Source organism: Streptomyces sp. NPDC004435, assembly GCF_042873895.1.
Taxonomy (GTDB): Bacteria; Actinomycetota; Actinomycetes; order Streptomycetales; family Streptomycetaceae; genus Streptomyces.
Genome location: NZ_JBIAMB010000001.1, coordinates 623207 through 643368, shown reverse-complemented (window position 1 = coordinate 643368; position 20162 = coordinate 623207). Strand labels below are relative to the sequence as shown.

Here is a 20162-nt window from a genome sequence, read left to right as displayed (position 1 = left end):
AGAACCACCATGTTCCAGCCGCGCATCCCGGTCAACCCGCTTCCGACCGGCATCGTCATCCCGCTCGTCCAGCCGACCGTCACCGCCGACATCGCGCCCCACCACACCGCCGACGCGGTGGCCTGCAACCACCACCACGCCCCGGCCGCCCCTGCTCCGGCCCCGGCGCCGTCCTCGGCCGTCCGCCTCAGCCCGGCCGGCCTGGCCGTTGTCGTCGCTGGCGGCGCTGGTGCCGTCCTGGTCGTCGGCACGGTCCTGGTCTCCATGCTCCTCGCCGTCAGCGCCGCCTCGGTCGCCGTGCGCCGTCGTCCTGCGCTCGCTCCTCAACGGCCAGCAGCGGCGCCGCTAGTCGGGCTTCCGGGCAGCTCAACCGCCAAGTCTCCGCCGCCCGGAAGCCCCGCCCCTACCCGGCTCGCAGAACCAGAAGGAAGCACTCCATGATGACCGTCCCAGCCGCCTCGTCGGAGGGGTTCGACACCGCCACCCTGGGCGACATGCTCCGGGTGGCCGGGTCCCCCGGCTTCGACCGCTGGCAGGAGCAGATCCACCGCACCGGCGGCTGCTCCCACCCCATCCACCTCACCGGCTGGACCCTCACCCGGGACAAGGCCTCCGGCGAGACCCTCCACCGGTACTCCACCGACACCGAACCGGGAGCCCGGCTCCGGATCGCCTGCGGCAACCGACGGGTCTCCCGCTGCCCCGCCTGTGCCTGGACCTACGCGGGCGACACGTACCACCTCATCCGCGCCGGTCTCGCCGGGGACGACCGCCGCGACATCCCCGGCACCGTCCGCGACCACCCCCGAGTGTTCCTGACCCTCACGGCGCCGTCGTTCGGGCCCGTCCACAACCGGCCCGACACCCGGCCCTGCCGCTGCGGCACCCGCCACCCTGAGGACGCTGCCGAACTGGGTACTCCGCTCGACCCCGACTCGTACGACTACGCGGGCGCCGTGCTGTTCAACAACCACGCCGGACAGCTCTGGCAGAGGTTCGCCACCCGGCTCCGCCGTGAGATCGCGGCCGCTGCCGGTCTCTCGCAGCGGGAGTTGAAGGAGGTCGCCCGGCTCTCCTACGGGAAGGTGGCCGAATTCCAGAAGCGCGGCGCCGTCCACTTCCACGCGGTGGTCCGCCTCGACGGACCCGACGGGCCCGACACCCCTCCCCCCTCCTGGGCCACGACCGAACTCCTCACCCATGCCATTCAGGCTGCCGCAGCGCACGCCTACACGACCGTCGCCGTTCCGGCCGTCGACGATCAGCCCTTACGCCGCCTCCGCTGGGGCACCCAGCTCGACATCCGCCCCGTCAAAGCCTTCGGCGACGGCTCCGACATCACCGAACAGGCCGTCGCCTCCTACATCGCCAAGTACTCCACCAAGGCCGCGGAGACGACCGGCAGTCTCGACCGCCGCATCGGCAACCGCGAGGCCCTGGTCCTCCTCGGTGTCCCCGACCACACCCGGCGCCTCGTCGAAGCCTGCTTCGACCTCAACCCGCTGTACCCGGACCGCCGCCTCCTCGCCTGGGCCCACATGCTCGGCTTCCGGGGCCACTTCTCCACCAAGTCCCGCCAGTACTCCACCACCCTCGGCGAACTCCGCCAGACCCGCGCCGACTACCGCGCCGCCCAGGAGCGCACCACCCGCGGCCTCGACGACATCGCGCCGGAAACCGTCCTCGTCCTCACCTCCTGGGCCTACGCCGGCCAAGGCCACTCCCCCGGTGAGGCCGCCCTCGCCGCCTCGATCGCTCGGGACATCCAGCTCAACCGTGAGACCGCCCGCGAAGCCCTGCGCGACCAACTCGCCCTGGAAGGAGCCGCAGCATGACCACCGCCACCGCCGAGCTGCTGACCGTGCCCGAGGTCATGACGCGCCTCAAGCTCGGCCGCTCCACCGTCTACGACCTCATCCGGTCCCGCCGCCTGGTCTCCATCACCATCGGCCGCTCGCGCCGCGTCCCCGCCGACGCCGTCCGGGACTTCATCGACAACCAGATCGAGGAGGCCGCCTGATGGCCACCCAGCGCAAGCGCAACCCCAACGGGGCGGGCACCATCACCCAGCGGAAGGACGGCCGCTTTCAGGCCGCCGTCTACGTCCTCCAGCCCGACGGCACGACGGCCCGGAAGTTCGCCTACGGCAAGACCTGGGCCGAGTGCGACACCAAGCGCCGCGCACTCCTCGACAAGGTCGACAACGGCGTTCCCGTACCCACCCGTTCGATGAAGCTCTCCGAGTGGCTGCCGTACTGGCTCGACAACATCGTCAAGCCGCGCCGTAAGAAGACCACCGCGGCCAAGTACGAGGTACACGTCCGGCTCTACCTCGTCCCGATGATCGGTACCAAGCGGCTGGAATCGCTCAGCGTCGCCGACGTCCGCCGCTTCCTCGTCCAGGTGGAGAAGAAGGCCAGCGCTGCCACGGCCAAGGAGTCGCACCGCGTCCTGCGCACCGCCCTCACCGCCGCCTGCCGTGAGGAGCTGGTGACCCGGAACGTCGCGACGCTCGTCGAACCGCCGACCGTCGCCGCCCGGGAGCTCTCGCCCTGGTCGCTGGACGAGACGCTCGACTTTCTCGCCGCCGCCTGGAAGGACCCGCTCTACGCCGCCTTCGTGCTCGCCATCGCCCTCGGCTTCCGCTGCGGGGAGGTCGTCGGCCTCCGCTGGGAGAACGTCGACCTCGACAAGCGGGAGATCCGGGTCAGGACGCAGCGGCAGCGGGTGGCCGGTGAGGTGTACGAAGACGATCCCAAGGGGCGCCGGCGCAAGCAGACGCTTCCGCTCCCCGCGATCTGCGTCGCTCCCCTGCGGTGGCAGCGTCTCAAGCAGACCGCTGCCCCCGAGCGCGCCGGGGAGAAGTGGACGGACACCGGGTACGTCTTCACCACCCGCACTGGGCAGCCCACCGAGCCGCGCAACCTCTACCGCTCGTTCACCCGCGTCGCGAAGAACGCCGACCTCCGTGTCGTCCGGCTCCACGACGCCCGGCACGGTACGGCGACGCTCCTCACCGCCGCCGACGTCCCGCCCCGCGTCGTGATGGAGATCCTCGGGCACAGCCAGATCGCCGTCACGATGAACGTCTACACCCACGTCGTCCAGGACACGCAGCGCGAAGCCGTGAGTCACATGGACCGGCTGCTCAGGAGCCGTCCCCGGTCGTGATCGACCGTCCCCGTTGATGTCAGATGTAGATGTCAAAGGCCCCCTACCAAGATCAGTAGGGGGCCTTTGCACTGGTGGGCGCGGACGGTTTCGAACCGCCGACATCTGCTTTGTAAGAGCAGCGCTCTACCCCTGAGCTACGCACCCGTGGAAGGCAACACAGTACATGGCGGACGGGTGGGTGGGGCAAACCGGTAGGGGTGGCCGGTAGGGGTGGGGGGACAGCCCCACCATCGGGTGGGTGGGCTGCCGGATCGTGGGTGGGGGTGGGGGTGCGTAGGTTCGGGAGGGTCGGGGTGTGTCGGGGCGGTGCGGGGTTCTTGGAGGTTGCTGTGCGTGGGTGGCGGCGTGGGGTCGTCGGGGGTGTCGGGGTGCTGGCACTCATGGGTGGGGTCGTGGGGTGCGGGGGGCCCGAGGTGGACGGGGCGCCTGTGGAGCGGCGGGCGTTCGCGTTCGGCGGGGACGCGTTGGTCGTGGACGTGGAGGGGTCCGACGTGGAGGTCGTGCCCGATGACGTCGAGGACGTGCGGGTGGAGCGGCAGGTCGAGGGGTGGGTGTTCATGGGGAGCGGGCCGAAGGCCAGTTGGGGGCTGGCGGACGGGCGGCTCTCGCTGCGGGTGGAGTGCGGGGGCGTCGCCTCGAACTGCGGGGCCGTGCACCGGGTGCGCGTCCCTCGCACGGTGGCGGTGTCCGTCGAGGGGGACAACGGTGACGTGACGGTCGCGGGGTTCGCCACGCCGCTGAAGGTGCGCTCCGACAACGGGGACGTGCGGGTGCGGTCGGTGTCCGGGACGCTCGACATCGGGAGCGAGAACGGGGACGTGACCGTCGAGGCCTCCGCCACCTCGCCCGAGGTCGTGACCCGGTCCGACAACGGGGACGTGCGGATCACGCTCGGCTCCGTGCCCCGCCGCGTCGACGTCGCCGGGGAGAACGGCGATCTCACCGTCGCGCTGCCCTCCGCCGCGTACGACGTCACCGGCACCTCCGAGAACGGCGACCGCAGCATCGACGTCCCCGAGGGGCGCGGCAGCGGCCGGACCGTGAGCGTCCGCAGCGACAACGGCGACGTCGTCGTGCGCACGGCGAACTGATCGGCCCGTGTGTTCGTCCTTACCGGTGGGAGAATGAACCGGACGGGGCACGGCGGACACGGCACGGGAGAGGGACGTTGGCGGCGAGCGGCGAGACATCCTCGGGGGACGGCACGGCGCCCGGGACCGGTTCCACCTGGCGACTGGCCCTCGCGCTTCCGCTGCTCGCCGCGGCGCTGCTGCCGCAGTCGTTCGCCGGCGGGGGGACCCGCCGGTGGTTCGGCGGGCGCGGGGAGGGGCAGCGGGCCGAGGCGCAGGCCGCGAAGGACGCCGCGGCCGCCGCTTTCTACGAGCTCGACACCGCCCAGCGCGGGCTGCGCATCACCATCGAGACGATCACCGCCGTCGACGGGTCCCCGGAGGCGCAGCGGGCCGTCGAGGGGTTCGCGGCGCTGGGGCGGCGGATCGACGAGGTGTCGCACACCTACATCTCCGCCGTCGACGCGCACGATCTCGACCGGGACGAGCTCGATGCCGGCACCGCCTCCCGGGCCCGTGCCGAGCTGACCCGTGCCAGGGAGGAGCTGGACCGGGTCAAGGAGGAGCTCGACCGGTTCGAGAGCGGGCTCGCTCCGCTGCTCGGGCGGGCCGAGACCCAGCTCGCACGGCTCGCGCCCGCCGTGGAGCGCGCCCGGCAGGCGCTGCGTGGCGCGAGCGACGCGCTCGACGCCGTACGCGGGAAGGGGCTGGGCGCGGACGATCTCGCGGCCCGGCTCGCCGCGCTCGGGCCCGAGCTGACCCGGCTCAACGAGGGGGCCGGCCGGCACGGCGTCGCCGAGACGCTCCAGCGGGCCGACCGGGTGCTGCGGGACGCCGAGGCCGTACGGGCCGAGGCCGAGCGGCTGCCGGAGCGGGCGGCCGAGATCGACAAGCGTCTGGTGTCCCTGCGGACCCGGGCGCAGGCGCTCACGACGCGGTCGGAGGCGGTCGAGCCGGTGCTCTCGGAGCTGCGCCGCCGGTACTCCCTGGCCTGCTGGCAGGACCTCCAGCACGTGCCGGAGCAGGCGGCCGACGCCGTACGGCAGGCCGAGGAGCGGCTGGCGGAGGCGACGGCGGCCCGGGCCGAGCAGCGGTGGCCGGACGCGGTCGCGCTGCTCTCGACCGTACGGGCGCTGCTCGACACGACCGGGGAGGCCGTGTCGGCGGCCGGGGAGCGGCTGCGGCGGCTCGACGCGGTCGCGAAGGACCCGAAGACGGAGACGGACCGGGCCCGGTTCGCGGTGCGGGACGCGCAGCGGCTCGCCATGGAGGGCCGGCAGCGCCCCGATCCGCGGCACGCCGGTCCCCTCGACGAGGCCGTGGCCCGGATCGACCGGGCCGTCGCCGGGCTCGAAGGGCGTCACCCCGACTACTGGCACTTCCTGATGGAGCTGGAGGGCGTACGGGCCGCGGCCGCCGCCGTCGTCACCGCCATCCGCGAGGAACGCGGCGCCGGCGCGCACTGAGCGGCGGCGGTGCGCGTTGAGGGGCCGCCGTGCGTGGTGAGGGGCTCTGGGCGTGTTGAGGGACCGTGCGCCTGAGGGGCTGTGTGCGTTGAGGGGCATGCCCTGAGCGGTGGCGCGCCCGCCGAGCCGCTTGCTCCGAGCGAGCGGAGCCCCCGTACTTGCGGACGGGGCCGCCGGACACCGCGCGTGCCCTTCGACGCCCCCGGCCTGAGCCCCCTGCCCGCCGGCCGCACCCGCCGCTAACCTGGCCCCATGCCTCGTTACGAATACCGCTGCCGCACCTGTGGTGACACCTTCGAGCTGAGCCGGCCGATGGCCGAGTCCTCGGCGCCCGCCGCCTGCCCCGCCGGGCACGACGACACCGTGAAGCTGCTGTCGGCCGTGGCCGTCGGCGGCTCGGCCGCGGCCGGCCCCGCCCCGAGCGGCGGCGGAGGCGGAGGCGGGGGCGGCTGCTGCGGCGGAGGCTGCTGCGGCTGACGGTCGGCCCACCGGATTCCTGTGCCGGGCCGCCGAAGCGGCGGAGGGCTGGCTCTCCCCTCCCCGCCGAAGCGGCGGAGGACCGCTCCCCCGCCGCGCCGAAGCGGCCCGGATCAGCCGATAGCCGCCGCGCGGAAGCGGCGGAGGATCTCCTCGCCCGCCGCGACGCCCCGCTCCGCGAGGACGTCGAGGTGCGGGGCGGTCCACGCGGTGTCGGCGAGTTCGCCGTGGCCCGGGCGCCAGGCTCGGTCCGCGGCGAGCAGCAGGTCCGCGTCGAGGAGGGAGTCGCCGGCGGCGAGGGTGAGCGCGGCGCCGGTGCGGCGGGCGACCTCGCGGACGGCGGCGCTCTTCGTCAGCGGCTTCGGCACCGCGTACACCTTGCGGCCCTGGAGCGAGACCGTCCAGCCGCGGTCGCCGGCCCAGGCGCCGAAGCGGTCCAGCCAGTCCTCCGGGAGCCGCTCCCGCTCGACGACCAGATAGGCGAAGAGGTCCTCGGCGACCCGGTGCTTGCGCACCCAGGACAGGTCCGTCGTCGCGGTGAGGTAGGCGCGGATCTCGGAGAGCGGGGCGCACTCGTCGGCGAGCCGGCGGACGACGGAGGCGTGCCAGTCGTCGTCGGAGACGCCGTCGACGAGGATGTGCCCGCCGTTGGAGCAGATCGCGTACTTCGGTGCGGTGCCCGGGAGTTGGATGCGCTGGTACTGCTTGCGCGTCCGGGTCGTCGTGGGCACGAAGACGGTCTCGGCGGTGAGGCGCGCGAGGAGTTCGGCGGCTTCCTCGGTCATGTACGAGAGCGGCTTGGACTCGTGGACCTCCACGCACAGCAGCCGGGGCGCCTGCGCGTCCGGCATGCCGAGGGCGAGGGCCGCGGTCGAGTAGATCAGGGTGCGGTCGAGGTCGCTGGCGACGAGGGTCGTCGCGGAGACGGCAGCCGGAGCGGATGCGGCAGCCGGAGCGGTGGCGGCGGCCGGAGCGAGCGCGGTGGCCGGGGTGGGGGCCGGGGCGTTCATCGGGACACCACCGCCTTGCCGTCGGCACCTGTCGCACCCCGTGTGTACTGGGGGTGGATCAGGCCCACGCAGGTGTACGGGAGGCCGTCGACCTCCTCGACCGGGACGCCTCGCTGCTCCGCGAGGAGGCGGACGTGGGCGAGGTCGATGCCGGCGCCGCGCCGGGCGAGGATCTTCCAGGGGACGCGCCGGAGGAGGACGCGGGTGGTCTCGCCGACGCCGGGCTTGACGAGGTTGACGTCGTGGATGCCGTACTCCTCGCTGATCCGCTCGACGGCCGCCCAGCCCTCCCATGTGGGGGTGCGGTCGCCGGCGAGGAGGTCCTTCACGTCGCGGTCGACGGTGTCCGTGACCTCGTCGAAGCGGGCCTCGACGGCGTCGAGGAAGGTGTTCGAGACGTCGGCGCCGGCCAGGTCGCGGTAGAACTTGGCGCCGTGGAAGTCGTCCGCGCCGACCAGGTCGGAGCGGAGCACCGTCCGGGATATCAGGCCGGAGACGGTGGAGTTGAGGCAGGCGGAGGGGATGAGGAAGTCCTCGCGGGTGCCGTAGGTGCGGACGCAGGAGCCGGGGTCGGCGAGGACCGCGACCTCCGGGTCGAAGCCGGCGAACTCCTCGGACTCCCGCAGGGCGGCGGCGAGTTCGCGGGTGATGGCGCCCTTGCCTGTCCAGCCGTCGACGAAGACGACGTCGGCCGGGTCGTGGTGGGCGGCGAGCCAGCGCAGGGCGTTGGCGTCGATGCCGCGGCCGCGGACGATGGAGACGGCGTAGTGGGGCAGTTCGAGGCCGTGGCGGCGGTGCGCCCAGCGCCGCATCAGGACGCCGACCGGGGTGCCGGCGCGGGCGAGCGAGACGAGGACGGGACGGCCGGACTTCTCGGCCAGGACGGTCTCGGTGACGGTGCCGACCGCGTGGGCGATGCGGGCGGCGGAGGACTCCAGGGCGCTGTGGAAGAGCTCCTGGTAGCGGGCGCTCGGCTGGTACTCGACGGGCAGCGACTCGGCGTAGTGCGCGCCGCCGCTCTGGATGGCTTCCTCGCGTTCCTCGGTGGGCGCCTCCAGCTCGACGTCCGAGAGGTCCTGGAGCAGCCAGCCGACCTCCTCGGGGGCGTACGAGGAGAAGGTGGGGCCGCGGAGGGGCTCGGGCAGCATGGAGCTCCTTTCGGGAGCTTCGGATCCGATGGCTACGGACGGTCCGATCGCTACGGACGACCCGATCGTCTCGGATGATCCGATCGCTTCGGATTCGGTTTCGGCGACCGGTTCCACGGCCGCCTGCGGGTGCGGTGCGGGAGACGACGGGGCCTGCGGTACGCGCGACGGGTCGGCCGGCTCCGAAGAGGGCACGCGCGCCGGGACGGCCGGCTCCGGCGACGGCACGGGCGACTGGGCGACCCGCTCCGACGACGGGGCCTGCGGTACGCGCGACGGGGCGGCCGGCGCCTGCGGCGCGTACGACGGGACGACCGCGAGGACGACGTGCGGGATGTGGGCGGCGAGCTGGGCGAGCAGGCCCTCGGGGGCGTGCAGCTCGGGAGTGTCGGCGGTCGAGTCGACGACGGCGACGACGGCGTCGTAGCCGCCGCCCGCCACGTTGTAGGCGTAGCGCTCGCCGGGGCCGTCGGCGGGGGCGTCGTGGGCGGGGAAGACGAGCCGGGTGCGGATGGCGTAGCCGGGGTCGTCGACGGCCAGGACGGGCGAGCGGGTGGTGGTGGAGTAGCGCACGTCGAGTCCGGCGTCCTCCAGTGCTCCGGCGAGCCGCAGCGGCGCGTACATCAGCTCCTCGAAGCCGAGGACGAGCACGCGGGGGGCGCGGGGAGCGTGGGGAGCGTGGGGGGCGTCGCCGGGTGCCGGGGCCGTCGTGCCGACGGCCAGGGCCTCGGTGAGGGCGTCCGTCATCGCCGGGAGGGCTGCCTCCAGGCGGGCGCGGTGGGCGGGTGTGAAGCCGTGCCGGCCGCCGTCGGGGAGCTCGGCGGGCCAGTCGAGGTCGACGCGTACGGGCGTGGCGACGGCGGCGTACCCGCCGCGGGAGCGCGGTGCCGGGGCCGTCCCGCCGGCGGGCTCGTGCCGGGCGACGAGCTCCTGGCCCTTCTCCAGGACACCGTCCGGGAGGCCGACGGTGCCGGCGGCGAGGCTGATCAGGTCGACGCGGGCGCCTATCTCGGCGGCGAAGCCGGTGAGCCGGTCGCGGTCGGCGGGGGCGCGCATGTCGACCAGGGCGACGACGACGTACCGGTCGCGGGGGTAGCGCTCGTGGAGGCCGCGGATGGTGTTGAGGACGGTGTTGCCGGTGGAGAACTCGTCGTCGACGAGGACCAGGGGGCCCTTGCCCGCCAGCAGCTCGGGGTCCTCGGGGAGCAGGAGGTGCGAGGTGGCGTGGGAGTGGGACTCCTCGAAGCCGCCCGCGGTGGTGACCCCGGCGACGGGGCGGCGGGTGGAGTGGAGGTACGGGGCGGTGCCGAGGCCGTCGGCGACGGCGTGGCCGAGGGCGGTGGCGGTCTCCGCGTAGCCGAGGACGACGGCGTTCTCGGCCTCGTCGCCGCCGAGGAGCTCGCGGACGCGCAGGCCGAGGCCGAGGCCGGAGCCGTAGACGACGGAGGGGTGCTGCGGCACGTGCTTGCCGAGCACGCTGGAGACGAGCAGGTGGGCCCGCTTGGGGTTGCGGCGCAGCGCGAGGCCGAGGAGCGCCGTCAGCTCCTCGTCGCCGACGAGCTCGACGCCGAGCCGCTCCGCGACCCATGTTCCGGTCCACACCACGTCGCCGCAGTCCTTTCTTCGGCCGGCCAGGGGGCCGGCGGTGAGGGCAGTCAGCCGGCGAGGCCGGCGGTGAGCAGTTCCACGAAACCGACGTCCTCGCGGGCGACGCCGAAGACCTCGGCGCGGACGAGGGTGCGCTCGGCCCAGGCGCGGTGCGGTTTCACTTCGTTCATCTTGTTCGTGTAGGCGGAGCGGAGCACTCCGCCGCCGTCCTGTTCGGGCCGGAGGATGTCCTGGGCGTCGCTCCACTCCTCGTGGCTGACCACGGAGAGCGCGTGGACGGGCAGCACGTGGGTGGGGTGGATGCAGGTCTTGCCGAGGAGGCCGTTGGCGCGGTCGAGTTCGATCTCGCGCAGCAGGCCGTCCATGTCGTGCTCGATGAGGGCGGTGCGCAGGTCCTCGGCGCGGCCCTCCAGGAAGGGGCTGCGGCGCAGCTGGGGCTTGAACATGCGCTCGCCGGGGCGGAAGTACTCCCAGACGGGTCCGGTGATGGTGAAGCCGGTGCCGTCGGCGCGGCCGAGGACGTTGACGACGTCGGCGATGACGTGGGCGACGACCTTGACGTCGTAGGCGGTCATGTCGGGCGAGCGGCGGAGTCCGTAGGCGGAGCAGAAGTCGGTGACGCCGAGGCGGAGGGCGAGGACGCGCTCCCGGTACTTGTCGGTGATCGAGGCGATGCCGGCGAGGGTCTCGGCCCGGGTCTCCAGGTGGAGGAGCTCGGGGGACTCCAGGACGGGCATGGCGTAGAGGCGGCGTCCGGCGGTGTGCTCGGCCCGGGTGAGGGCTTCGAGGAAGGCGGTGCCGCGGGCCTCGGTGAATTTGGGCAGTACGAATCCGGACAGCAGGCCGATCGTGTCGCCGAGGCGGGCGGTGAGGTCGGTGATCTGGTGCGGTTCGCGGACGCGGACGAAGAGGAGGGGTACGTCGGGGCCGCCGGCGGCCCGTGCGTCGGCGAGGTCGCGGAACTGGCGGACCAGGTTCTCCTCGCCGGCCTCGACGTCGGCGTCGCTGATCGAATCCTCCAGGCAGAGGACCATGGAGACGACTCCGCGGGCGGCCTGCTTGCGGATGTCGTCGGCGAGCCGGGGCCGGGTGGCGGGGCTGTAGAGGGTGGCGCCGAGGGCGACCGCGAGCGTGCGGGAGGGCGAGTCGGCGGTGAACTCGGCCGGCTCGCGGTGGAACAGCCCGTTCCGCGCCGCGGACGGGATGTGCCCGAAATGACGCATGTAAGTCCCCCGTCTGGTTGCCTGGGCCGTGTCGATAGGTGGCCGGTAATAGTACGTAGGTGCGGGTGTCCGTAGTTCCCACCCTGCATGAAATCCAGGTAACTCGTCCCCATCGGGCACCTCGGCTCCCCGTGGTTCCGCCGGGTGGACTCCCTCCCGTCCCATCAGATGGACTCCCTCCGATTCCGTCAGGTGGACGGGCGTCGCCGCGGCCGTCCCGGGGTCCCGGCACGTGACCGGTGGCGGCGGCTCCGCTACGCGTGGTGCCCCCGCGTTGTCCCCCGGTCGGGCAGGAGGGCAGGATGGCCGTCATGACGCACGCGATGCTGAAGGGCTCCAACGTCCCTCTCGACACCGCGGCCGTACGGGCCGTGCTCCGCTGGACCCCGGGCCCCGGGGTCCCCGACGTGGACGCCTCCGCCCTGGTCCTCGGTCCTGACGGGCGGTGCCGCTCCGACGAGGACTTCGTCTTCTACAACCAGCCGCGCCACCCCTCGGGCCTGGTGCGGCGGCTGCCGAAGAAGCGGGTCGCGGACGGGCTGACGGACACCGTGGAGGCGGATCTCGGCGCACTCGACCCCTCCATCGACCGGGTGGTCCTCGCCGCCTCCTCGGACGGCGGGACCTTCCGCTCGGTGACGGACCTGCGGATCGTCCTGTACGACGCCGCGGCGGCGCCCGAGCGGGAGCTGGCGCTCTTCGACGTGACGGCGGAGACCGGCGAGGAGACCGCGGTCATCTGCGGCGAGCTGTACCGCCGCGGAGACGGGTGGAAGTTCCGGGCGGTCGGCCAGGGCTATCCGACCGGCCTGGTGGGGCTGGCGACGGACTTCGGGATCTCGGTCGACGAGGACGCCGAGGAGCCGGACGGCGCGTCCGGGACGGCCGCGGAGGCCCCCGCGGACGCCCTCGCCGAGACCGCGGCCGTCGACGCCGTCGAGGCCGGTACGGGCTCCGCCGGGCACGGCGACCTCGACGCGACCGTCGTCCACGCCCCCGTGCCGCCGGTGCCGGCCGTGCCGCCCATGCCGGACCGCGCGCCCTCCTACGGCTACCCGCAGCCGCAGGTGCCGGGCCCCGGGCCCGCGTACGGCTATCCGCAGCCGGTCCACGCCGGGCAGGGCACGGAGCCGGTCCAGGAGTTCCGGATGCCGCCGATGGGCCCGCAGTTCCAGAACGGCCGCTCCTAGGTCGTCTCCGCCGGGCCGCTTCCTCCGGGCCCGGCGGGGTCCGGAGGAAGCGGCCCGGGGCTTCCGGGGGGTGCCGGGGCTTCCAGGGGGTGCCGGGGCGCGGTCAGGTCTTCGTCTTGTAGCCGCGGCCCCACTGGAGGCCCCAGCCGTAGAGGCGGTCCAGCTCGGCCTGGAAGCCGTACACGAACCGCACCTCGCGCCGGACCAGCAGTTCGCCCTTGCTGTTGTCCACGGAGAAGACGGCGCAGGAGCGGGCCTGCGGGGCGCGCTCGTCGAGATCGATCTCGATCCGGGGGCCGTTGCTCGGGTAGAGCGTGATCTTGGCGTGCGTCCGGTCGAAGGCCGGTGTCTGGTCGTAGATGTACGCGAAGAAGAGCAGCCGCTTGATCTGGTCCTGGTGGTCGAGATTGACGAAGATCGTCTCGCCCGAGGGGGCGCCGAACCGGTCGTCGCCGCTGAGCTTCACGTACGGGGCGGCGTTGAGGTCGCCGAAGAAGCCGCCGAGCGGCTGCACCACGCCCTTGCTGCCGTCCTTGAGCTCGTACAGGCAGCCGAGGTCGAGGTCGACGTTGACCATGCCCTGGGTGTGGGCCTGGACGACCTCGGGCCGGAAGAACTGGGCCGGGTTGCGCAGCAGCCGGCCGCTCTGCCGGGAGCGGCCCTCGATGTCGGAGGTCCGCATCCGCCAGGAGAGGTTGACGCGGAGGTTGCCGGTGGCGCCGCCCTGCTGGGCGAGCGAGACCGTGGGGCGGCGCCTGGTCAGGTCGATGGTGTGGGACGCGCCCACACCCGTGTCGAAGGACGTCGTCCGCCCCGGAATCAGGTTGTCCCAGAAGGCCATCGGGCCCCCACCCCCCACAATCGGTCGCTTGCCCGGCCGTCACACGCCTGCGGGGCGACCGGACGGGCCGGTCGCCCCGCAGGGAAGCGTTCCTCATTGTCCCCGGTGTCACACCCCGTGGCGGGGCGCACACCCGGGTGCAGGGTGTCACACCCCGGAGCTCACCTCGGCCTTGTCCCCGGAGGAGCCGGAGCCGCCGTCGGCCGCCGCCAGCGCGCGGTTGCGGCGGACGGAGGACCAGAAGGACCAGGCGATCAGGATGACGCCGATGGAGCCGGTGATGACCTCGGGGATCTCGTGCTGGATGGTGACCAGGAGGAGGACGGCGAGGGCGCCGATGGCGTAGTGGGCGCCGTGCTCCAGGTACACGTACTCGTCCAGGGTGCCCTGCTTGACCAGGTAGACCGTGAGGGACCGGACGTACATGGCGCCGACGCCGAGGCCGAGCGCCATCAGGACGATGTCGTTGGTGACGGCGAAGGCGCCGATGACCCCGTCGAAGGAGAAGGAGGCGTCGAGGACCTCCAGGTAGAGGAACATGAAGAAGGCGGCCTTGCCGGCCAGCTGGACCGCGGAGACCTTCTTGCCGCTGCGCCGGGCCTCTTCCTCGGCCTCGTGCTCGCGCTCCTCCTCCTCTTCCAGCTTGTTCTCGAAGAAGCCGGAGAGACCGCCGACGACGAGGTACGTGATCAGGCCGAGGACGCCGGAGATGAGGACCGTCTGCGCCTTGTCGACGTGGGCGCCGCCGTGCTGGTGGGCCTGGGTCGCGAAGGTCACCGAGGTGATGACCAGGATGATCAGCGCGATGCAGACCGACAGCATGTCGACCTTGCCGAGCTTGGCGAGCGGGCGCTCGATCCAGCGCAGCCACTGGATGTCACGGTCCTCGAAGATGAAGTCGAGGAAGATCATCAGGAGGAACATGCCACCGAACGCGGCGATCGACGGGTGCGCGTCGGTGACGAGTTCCTGGTAACGGTCGGCGTCGTTGAGCGCGAGGTCGACGGCCTCGATCGGGCCGATCTGCGCACTGACCGCGACGATCAGGACGGGGAAGACCAGTCGCATTCCGAAGACGGCGATCAGAATGCCGATGGTGAGGAAGATCTTCTGCCAGAAGGCATTCATCTTCTTCAGGATGCCGGCGTTGACCACCGCGTTGTCGAAGGAGAGCGAGATCTCGAGGACGCAGAGGATCGCGACGATCCCGAACGCCTCCCATCCCCCGTAGAACACCGCGGCGACCAGGCCGAGCGCGGTGATCGCGAACGACCAGCCGAAGGTTTTCAGAACCACTGCCTACCCCATTGTGTGATAACGCGGCTTTACGAAACGTTGACCCCGAAGTCTAGAGCGATGCCCCTCAGCCCGGACGCGTACCCCTGACCGACCGCGCGGAACTTCCATTCGCCGTTGTAGCGGTAGAGCTCGCCGAAGATCATCGCGGTCTCGGTGGAGGCGTCCTCGGAGAGGTCGTACCGGGCCAACTCCTGGCCGTCCGCCTGGTTCACCACACGGATGAAGGCGTTGCTCACCTGGCCGAAGGTCTGGCCCCGGTTGTCGGCGTCGTGGATGGAGACCGGGAAGACGATCTTGTCGCACTGGGGCGGGACGCGGGTGAGGTCGACGATCAGCGACTCGTCGTCGCCGTCGCCCTCGCCGGTGAGGTTGTCACCGGTGTGCTCGACCGAACCCTCGGGGCTGAGCAGCTGGTTGTAGAAGACGAAGTACTCGTCACCGAGCACCCGGCCGGCCTGACACATCAGCGCGCTGGCGTCGAGGTCGAAGGGGGCTCCGGTGGTGGACCGCGCGTCCCAGCCGAGGCCCACGAGGACCTTGACGAGATTGGGTGCGGCCTTGGAGAGGGAGACGTTGCCTCCCTTGGCGAGCGTGACGCCCATGGTGTTCGGTTCCTCCCCGGTGGATGCTGCTGCCATGAGGCACGTCCGGCGCCGCACGTGAGGTGCGGCGCCGGACGTCGTCGAGCGGGGTCCGGTCCCGGGCCTCGTCGGCCCGGCCCGGACGGCCCTGAAGGTGTTCGGCTCAGACGTTGACGCCGAAGTCCTGCGCGATGCCGCGCAGACCCGAGGCGTAACCCTGGCCGACCGCGCGGAACTTCCACTCCGCGCCGTGGCGGTACAGCTCGCCGAAGACCATGGCGGTCTCGGTCGAGGCGTCCTCGGAGAGGTCGTACCGCGCGATCTCGGCGCCGCCGGCCTGGTTCACGACGCGGATGAACGCGTTGCGCACCTGGCCGAAGGACTGCTGGCGGTTCTCGGCGTCGTAGATGGACACCGGGAAGACGATCTTGGCCACCTCGGCCGGCACGCCGGCCAGGTTGACCTTGACCTGCTCGTCGTCGCCCTCGCCCTCACCGGTGAGGTTGTCACCGGTGTGCTCGACGGAACCGTCGGCGCTCTTGAGGTTGTTGAAGAAGACGAAGTCCTGGTCGTTCCGCACCTTGCCGGCCTCGCTCACCAGGATGGCGCTGGCGTCGAGGTCGAAGTCCGTACCGGTGGTGGTGCGGACGTCCCAGCCCAGACCGACGGTCACGGCGGTGAGGCCAGGGGCCTCCTTGGTCAGCGAGACGTTGCCGCCCTTGCTGAGGCTGACTCCCACGAGTCCCTCCATTGGTTTCAGGGGCAGCGCCCCCAGTCGTGCGTTGGCATCGGATCAACGACTGGATCCTAGTGACGGGTTCCCAGTCGAAACAGACGATTCGCCCGGGGAATCGGGGGTGTCGGCGCGAAGCCGCCGATTTCCGGTCCGCCCCGGCGGGCTCAGAGGGTTTCGAGGGCCTTCACGTAGGCGTCGAGGTCGCGGGCGTCCGGCAGGGCGTTGACGACCGTCCAGCGGACGACGCCCTCCTTGTCGATGATGAAGGTGCCGCGGACGGCGCAGCCCTTGTCCTCGTCGAAGACGCCGTAGGCGCGGGACACCTCGCCGTGCTTCCAGAAGTCGGAGAGCAGCGGGTACTCCAGGCCCTCCTGCTCGGCGAAGACGCGCAGGGTGTGGATGGAGTCGTTGGAGACGGCGAGGAGCTGGGTGTCGTCGTTGACGAACGCCGGCAGGTTGTCGCGGAGCTCGCACAGCTCGCCGGTGCACACGCCGGTGAAGGCGAAGGGGTAGAAGAGCAGCACCACGTTCTTCTCGCCGCGGAGGTCGGAGAGCCTCACGGTGCGCCCGTGGTTGTCCTTGAGCTCGAAATCGGGGGCCTTGGTGCCGACCTCGATCGCCATCGCGTACGCATCCCTTCGACGGGGCCCGGCCTCTGGGCCGAACCGGTGAACCCCACCCTACGGCCTGGCCGGCGGCCCGCCGCGCGCCGCCGCCGGCGGGGCCCTCGGGGGCTCAGCGCTTGGGAGCGGCCAGGCGGGTGCCCGTCCAGTCCTTGGCGACGCTGATGCTCTTGGTCTGGGAGAGACCAGCGGTCTGCGCGGCATCGTTGATGTCGCTCGGCTCGATGTAGCCGTCGCGGCCGGTCTTGGGGGTCAGCAGCCAGATGTTGCCGCCGTCCTCCAGCAGACCGATGCTGTCCACCAGTGCGTCGGTGAGATCACCGTCCTCGTCACGGAACCAGAGGACGACGGCGTCTGCGACGTCGTCGTAGTCCTCGTCCACGAGCTCCTGGCCGATGATGGACTCGATGCCTTCTCGGAGATCCTGGTCGACGTCGTCGTCGTAGCCGATCTCCTGGACCACCTGTCCGGGCTCGAACCCCAGCCTCGTCGCCGGGTTGGTCCGCTCCTCCGCGTGGTCCGCGGTCGCGCTCACGGCTTGCCTCCTGATCATGTATCGGAAAATGCTCGGGCCGCGCATGCGCGCGGCGCTGGCCGTAGTCCACACGTGACGGGGCGGATCGCGCAAGTACCCGGCCGTGGAGACCGCCGAAACGGTGACGTTTGGGGCCGTCTCACCGCAACTTCCGGCCGCCGCCGGCAGCTCTCCGTGATCGGGCGTACACGATTCGTCCCGCTTCGCGGGCTTCTGCGGTTTCAGTCTGCCGAACGCTTCGCCGGAACGCATGCGCGGATTGGGCGTAAGGTTGCGATTTGACCACACCCCTTGCGCGGGGAGGGCGCGGGAAGGATTACCTCTCGGTAAAGATGACGTGTGCCGCGAGCCGGGTACACGATGGACGTCACCGGCCTCGGACATCCCGGCCTCAACGGGGCTCCCCTCCCTCCTGGGGCTCCCCCCGACCAGCGAAGGAACAGCGTGGCTCCCGGATCCGATCGCAACCCGATCATCATTGGCGGCCTTCCCAGCCAGGTCCCGGATTTCGACCCCGAAGAGACCCAGGAGTGGCTCGACTCCCTCGACGCGGCCGTCGACGAGCGGGGCCGGGAGCGGGCCCGCTACCTGATGCTCCGGCTGATCGAACGCGCCCGCGAGAAGCGGGTGGCCGTGCCCGAGATGCGCAGCACGGACTACGTCAACACCATCGCCACCAAGGACGAGCCCTTCTTCCCCGGCAACGAGGAGATCGAGCGCAAGGTCCTCAACGCCACCCGCTGGAACGCGGCCGTGATGGTCTCGCGCGCCCAGCGCCCGGGCATCGGCGTCGGCGGCCACATCGCCACCTTCGCCTCCTCGGCCTCCCTCTACGACGTGGGCTTCAACCACTTCTTCCGGGGCAAGGACGAGGGCGACGGCGGCGACCAGATCTTCTTCCAGGGCCATGCCTCCCCCGGCATCTACGCCCGCGCGTTCCTCCTCGACCGGCTGACCACGACGCAGCTGGACGGCTTCCGGCAGGAGAAGTCGAAGTACCCGAACGGGCTGTCCTCGTACCCGCACCCCCGGCTGATGCCGGACTTCTGGGAGTTCCCGACGGTGTCGATGGGCCTCGGCCCGCTCGGCGCGATCTACCAGGCGCGGATGAACCGGTACATGGAGGCGCGCGGGATCGCCGACACCTCCGCCTCGCACGTGTGGGCCTTCCTCGGCGACGGCGAGATGGACGAGGTCGAGTCGCTCGGCCAGCTCTCCATCGCGGCCCGCGAGGGCCTCGACAACCTGACCTTCGTCGTCAACTGCAACCTCCAGCGGCTCGACGGCCCGGTCCGCGGCAACGGCAAGATCATCCAGGAACTGGAGTCGATCTTCCGGGGCAACGGCTGGAACGTCATCAAGCTGATCTGGGACCGCTCCTGGGACCCGCTGCTCGCGCAGGACCGGGACGGCATCCTGGTGAACCGGCTGAACACCACGCCGGACGGGCAGTTCCAGACCTACGCGACCGAGACCGGCTCGTACATCCGCGACCACTTCTTCGGCGACGACCACCGGCTGCGGGCGATGGTCGAATCCATGTCCGACCACCAGATCCTCCACCTGGGGCGCGGCGGCCACGACCACAAGAAGATCTACGCGGCCTACGCGGCGGCCAAGGCCCACAAGGGCCAGCCGACGGTGATCCTGGCGCAGACCGTCAAGGGCTGGACCCTGGGCCCCAACTTCGAGGGCCGCAACGCCACCCACCAGATGAAGAAGCTGACGGTCGACGACCTCAAGCGCTTCCGCGACCGGCTGCACATCCCGGTGACCGACAAGGAACTGGAGTCCGGCCTGCCGCCGTACTACCACCCGGGGCGGGACTCCGAGGAGATCCAGTACATGCACGACCGCCGCAACGCGCTCGGCGGCTACGTGCCGACCCGGGTCGTGCGGTCCAAGCCGCTGGCGCTCCCGGACGACCAGACCTACGCGGCGGTCCGCAAGGGCTCGGGCCAGCAGTCGATCGCCACCACGATGGCCTTCGTCCGGCTGCTGAAGGACCTGATGCGGGACAAGGAGATCGGCAAGCGCTTCGTGCTGATCGCGCCGGACGAGTACCGCACCTTCGGCATGGACTCCTTCTTCCCGAGCGCCAAGATCTACAACCCGCTGGGGCAGCAGTACGAGGCGGTGGACCGTGAACTCCTCCTCGCCTACAAGGAGTCCCCGACCGGCCAGATGCTGCACGACGGCATCTCCGAGGCCGGCTGCACGGCCTCGCTGATCGCCGCCGGCTCGGCCTACGCCACCCATGGCGAGCCGCTGATCCCGGTCTACGTCTTCTACTCGATGTTCGGCTTCCAGCGGACCGGTGACCAGTTCTGGCAGATGGCCGACCAGCTCGCGCGCGGTTTCGTCCTGGGCGCCACCGCCGGCCGCACCACGCTGACCGGCGAGGGCCTCCAGCACGCGGACGGACACTCGCACCTCCTCGCTTCGACGAACCCGGCCTGCCTCTCCTACGACCCGGCGTTCGGCTTCGAGATCGCGCACATCGTCAAGGACGGTCTGCGCCGGATGTACGGCCCCCAGGCGGAGGACGTCTTCTACTACCTGACGGTCTACAACGAGCCGATCCAGCACCCGGCCGAGCCGGAGGACGTGGACGTGGAGGGCATCCTCCAGGGCATCCACCGCTTCAAGCGGGCCGAGGCGGGCTCGATCCCGGCGCAGATCATGGCCTCCGGTGTCGCCGTCCCGTGGGCGATCGAGGCGCAGCGGATCCTGGCCGAGGAGTGGAACGTGCGGGCCGACGTCTGGTCCGCGACCTCCTGGAACGAGCTGCGCCGCGAGGCCGTGGCGGTCGAGGAGCACAACCTGCTCCACCCTGACGAGGAGCAGCGCGTCCCGTACGTGACCCGCAAGCTCCAGTCCGCCGAGGGCCCCTTCGTGGCGGTCTCGGACTGGATGCGCTCGGTGCCGGACCAGATCTCCCGCTGGATCCCCGGCCCGTACACCTCGCTCGGCGCCGACGGCTTCGGCTTCGCGGACACCCGCGGCGCCGCCCGCCGGTACTTCCACATCGACGCCCAGTCGGTCGTCCTGGCGGTGCTGACGGAGCTGGCCCGCGAGGGCAAGGTGGACCGGGCGGTCCTGAAGCAGGCGGTGGACCGCTACCAGCTCCTGGACGTGGCGGCCGCCGACCCGGGGCCCGCGGGCGGCGACGCCTGACCGC

General features: G+C 71.7%; 18 protein-coding genes and 1 tRNA gene. 9 read left to right on the top strand and 10 right to left on the bottom strand.

From position 1 onward, the window contains the following. Window positions 1-9 precede the first annotated feature (9 nt). From ACFYT9_RS02800 to ACFYT9_RS02785, 4 genes are read left to right on the top strand one after another with little or no spacing between them, the layout of a single operon-like run. Complete coding sequence (locus tag ACFYT9_RS02800) at window positions 10-441, top strand: hypothetical protein (protein ID WP_389160511.1); 432 nt, start codon at window positions 10-12, stop codon at window positions 439-441. Continuing rightward, window positions 438-1835 carry a replication initiator protein RepSA gene (gene repSA / locus ACFYT9_RS02795; RefSeq protein WP_389160510.1) on the top strand — a complete coding sequence of 466 codons (1398 nt, stop codon included), beginning with the start codon at window positions 438-440 and terminating at the stop codon, window positions 1833-1835. Before ACFYT9_RS02800 ends, repSA begins: the two co-directional genes overlap by 4 nt. Next, window positions 1832-2020, top strand: a complete 189-nt coding sequence (locus tag ACFYT9_RS02790; protein WP_382864466.1) for a helix-turn-helix domain-containing protein — start codon at window positions 1832-1834, stop codon at window positions 2018-2020. The genes repSA and ACFYT9_RS02790 overlap by 4 nt, the downstream gene beginning before the upstream one ends. After that, entirely contained in the window at window positions 2020-3171 is a 1152-nt protein-coding gene (locus ACFYT9_RS02785) for a tyrosine-type recombinase/integrase (protein WP_389160508.1), read from the top strand. The genes ACFYT9_RS02790 and ACFYT9_RS02785 overlap by 1 nt, the downstream gene beginning before the upstream one ends. Window positions 3172-3243: 72 nt before the next feature. Here the strand turns inward: ACFYT9_RS02785 and ACFYT9_RS02780 are convergent. After that, window positions 3244-3318 (bottom strand) — tRNA-Val (locus ACFYT9_RS02780). Window positions 3319-3587: 269 nt separating this feature from the next. Here ACFYT9_RS02780 and ACFYT9_RS02775 point away from each other — a divergent pair. The 3 genes from ACFYT9_RS02775 (at window position 3588) to ACFYT9_RS02765 (ending at window position 6187) form a co-directional block, all read left to right on the top strand. After that, window positions 3588-4265, top strand: coding sequence for a DUF4097 family beta strand repeat-containing protein (locus ACFYT9_RS02775; RefSeq protein WP_389160506.1), 678 nt, complete (start codon window positions 3588-3590; stop codon window positions 4263-4265). A gap of 77 nt (window positions 4266-4342) precedes the next feature. Beyond that, complete coding sequence (locus ACFYT9_RS02770; RefSeq protein ID WP_376598288.1) at window positions 4343-5710, top strand: hypothetical protein; 1368 nt, start codon at window positions 4343-4345, stop codon at window positions 5708-5710. A 252-nt stretch (window positions 5711-5962) separates the two neighbouring features. Then, window positions 5963-6187: a zinc ribbon domain-containing protein gene (locus tag ACFYT9_RS02765; protein WP_389160503.1), complete on the top strand. Its 225-nt coding sequence runs from the start codon at window positions 5963-5965 to the stop codon at window positions 6185-6187. Window positions 6188-6300: 113 nt separating this feature from the next. Here the strand turns inward: ACFYT9_RS02765 and ACFYT9_RS02760 are convergent, their stop codons facing one another. Genes ACFYT9_RS02760 through ACFYT9_RS02750 form a run of 3 tightly spaced genes read right to left on the bottom strand, consistent with a single transcriptional unit; the run spans window position 6301 to window position 11176 of the window. Further along, window positions 6301-7197: an HAD family hydrolase gene (locus tag ACFYT9_RS02760; RefSeq protein ID WP_389160501.1), complete on the bottom strand. Its 897-nt coding sequence runs from the start codon at window positions 7195-7197 to the stop codon at window positions 6301-6303. Further along, window positions 7194-9950: a phosphoribosyltransferase domain-containing protein gene (locus ACFYT9_RS02755; RefSeq protein ID WP_389160499.1), complete on the bottom strand. Its 2757-nt coding sequence runs from the start codon at window positions 9948-9950 to the stop codon at window positions 7194-7196. Before ACFYT9_RS02755 ends, ACFYT9_RS02760 begins: the two co-directional genes overlap by 4 nt. Before the next feature lie 50 nt (window positions 9951-10000). Beyond that, the gene (locus tag ACFYT9_RS02750) at window positions 10001-11176 is read right to left on the bottom strand and encodes an HpcH/HpaI aldolase/citrate lyase family protein (protein WP_389160497.1); all 1176 of its coding nucleotides are present in this window, start codon (window positions 11174-11176) and stop codon (window positions 10001-10003) included. Window positions 11177-11478: 302 nt separating this feature from the next. Between ACFYT9_RS02750 and ACFYT9_RS02745 the strand changes: the two genes are divergently transcribed. Then, the gene (locus ACFYT9_RS02745; RefSeq protein WP_389160496.1) at window positions 11479-12366 is read left to right on the top strand and encodes a TerD family protein; all 888 of its coding nucleotides are present in this window, start codon (window positions 11479-11481) and stop codon (window positions 12364-12366) included. 103 nt (window positions 12367-12469) lie between these two features. Here ACFYT9_RS02745 and ACFYT9_RS02740 read toward each other — a convergent pair whose 3' ends face one another. From ACFYT9_RS02740 to ACFYT9_RS02715, 6 genes are all read right to left on the bottom strand, one after another. Next, window positions 12470-13207: a Tellurium resistance gene (locus ACFYT9_RS02740; RefSeq protein WP_376598298.1), complete on the bottom strand. Its 738-nt coding sequence runs from the start codon at window positions 13205-13207 to the stop codon at window positions 12470-12472. A 147-nt stretch (window positions 13208-13354) separates the two neighbouring features. Continuing rightward, window positions 13355-14503, bottom strand: coding sequence for a DUF475 domain-containing protein (locus tag ACFYT9_RS02735; protein ID WP_376605998.1), 1149 nt, complete (start codon window positions 14501-14503; stop codon window positions 13355-13357). Window positions 14504-14532: 29 nt separating this feature from the next. Continuing rightward, window positions 14533-15108, bottom strand: a complete 576-nt coding sequence (locus tag ACFYT9_RS02730; RefSeq protein ID WP_376606000.1) for a TerD family protein — start codon at window positions 15106-15108, stop codon at window positions 14533-14535. Between the two features lie 142 nt (window positions 15109-15250). Further along, window positions 15251-15826: a TerD family protein gene (locus ACFYT9_RS02725; RefSeq protein ID WP_376606194.1), complete on the bottom strand. Its 576-nt coding sequence runs from the start codon at window positions 15824-15826 to the stop codon at window positions 15251-15253. Between the two features lie 161 nt (window positions 15827-15987). Then, window positions 15988-16446 carry a peroxiredoxin gene (locus ACFYT9_RS02720; RefSeq protein WP_376606192.1) on the bottom strand — a complete coding sequence of 153 codons (459 nt, stop codon included), beginning with the start codon at window positions 16444-16446 and terminating at the stop codon, window positions 15988-15990. A gap of 112 nt (window positions 16447-16558) precedes the next feature. Continuing rightward, window positions 16559-16981 (bottom strand): DUF3052 domain-containing protein, encoded by a 423-nt coding sequence (locus ACFYT9_RS02715; protein ID WP_189851790.1) that lies wholly within the window; start codon window positions 16979-16981, stop codon window positions 16559-16561. A 444-nt stretch (window positions 16982-17425) separates the two neighbouring features. Here ACFYT9_RS02715 and aceE point away from each other — a divergent pair, with 444 nt between their 5' ends. Then, window positions 17426-20158 carry a pyruvate dehydrogenase (acetyl-transferring), homodimeric type gene (gene aceE, locus ACFYT9_RS02710; protein ID WP_389160492.1) on the top strand — a complete coding sequence of 911 codons (2733 nt, stop codon included), beginning with the start codon at window positions 17426-17428 and terminating at the stop codon, window positions 20156-20158. Window positions 20159-20162: the final 4 nt, after the last annotated feature.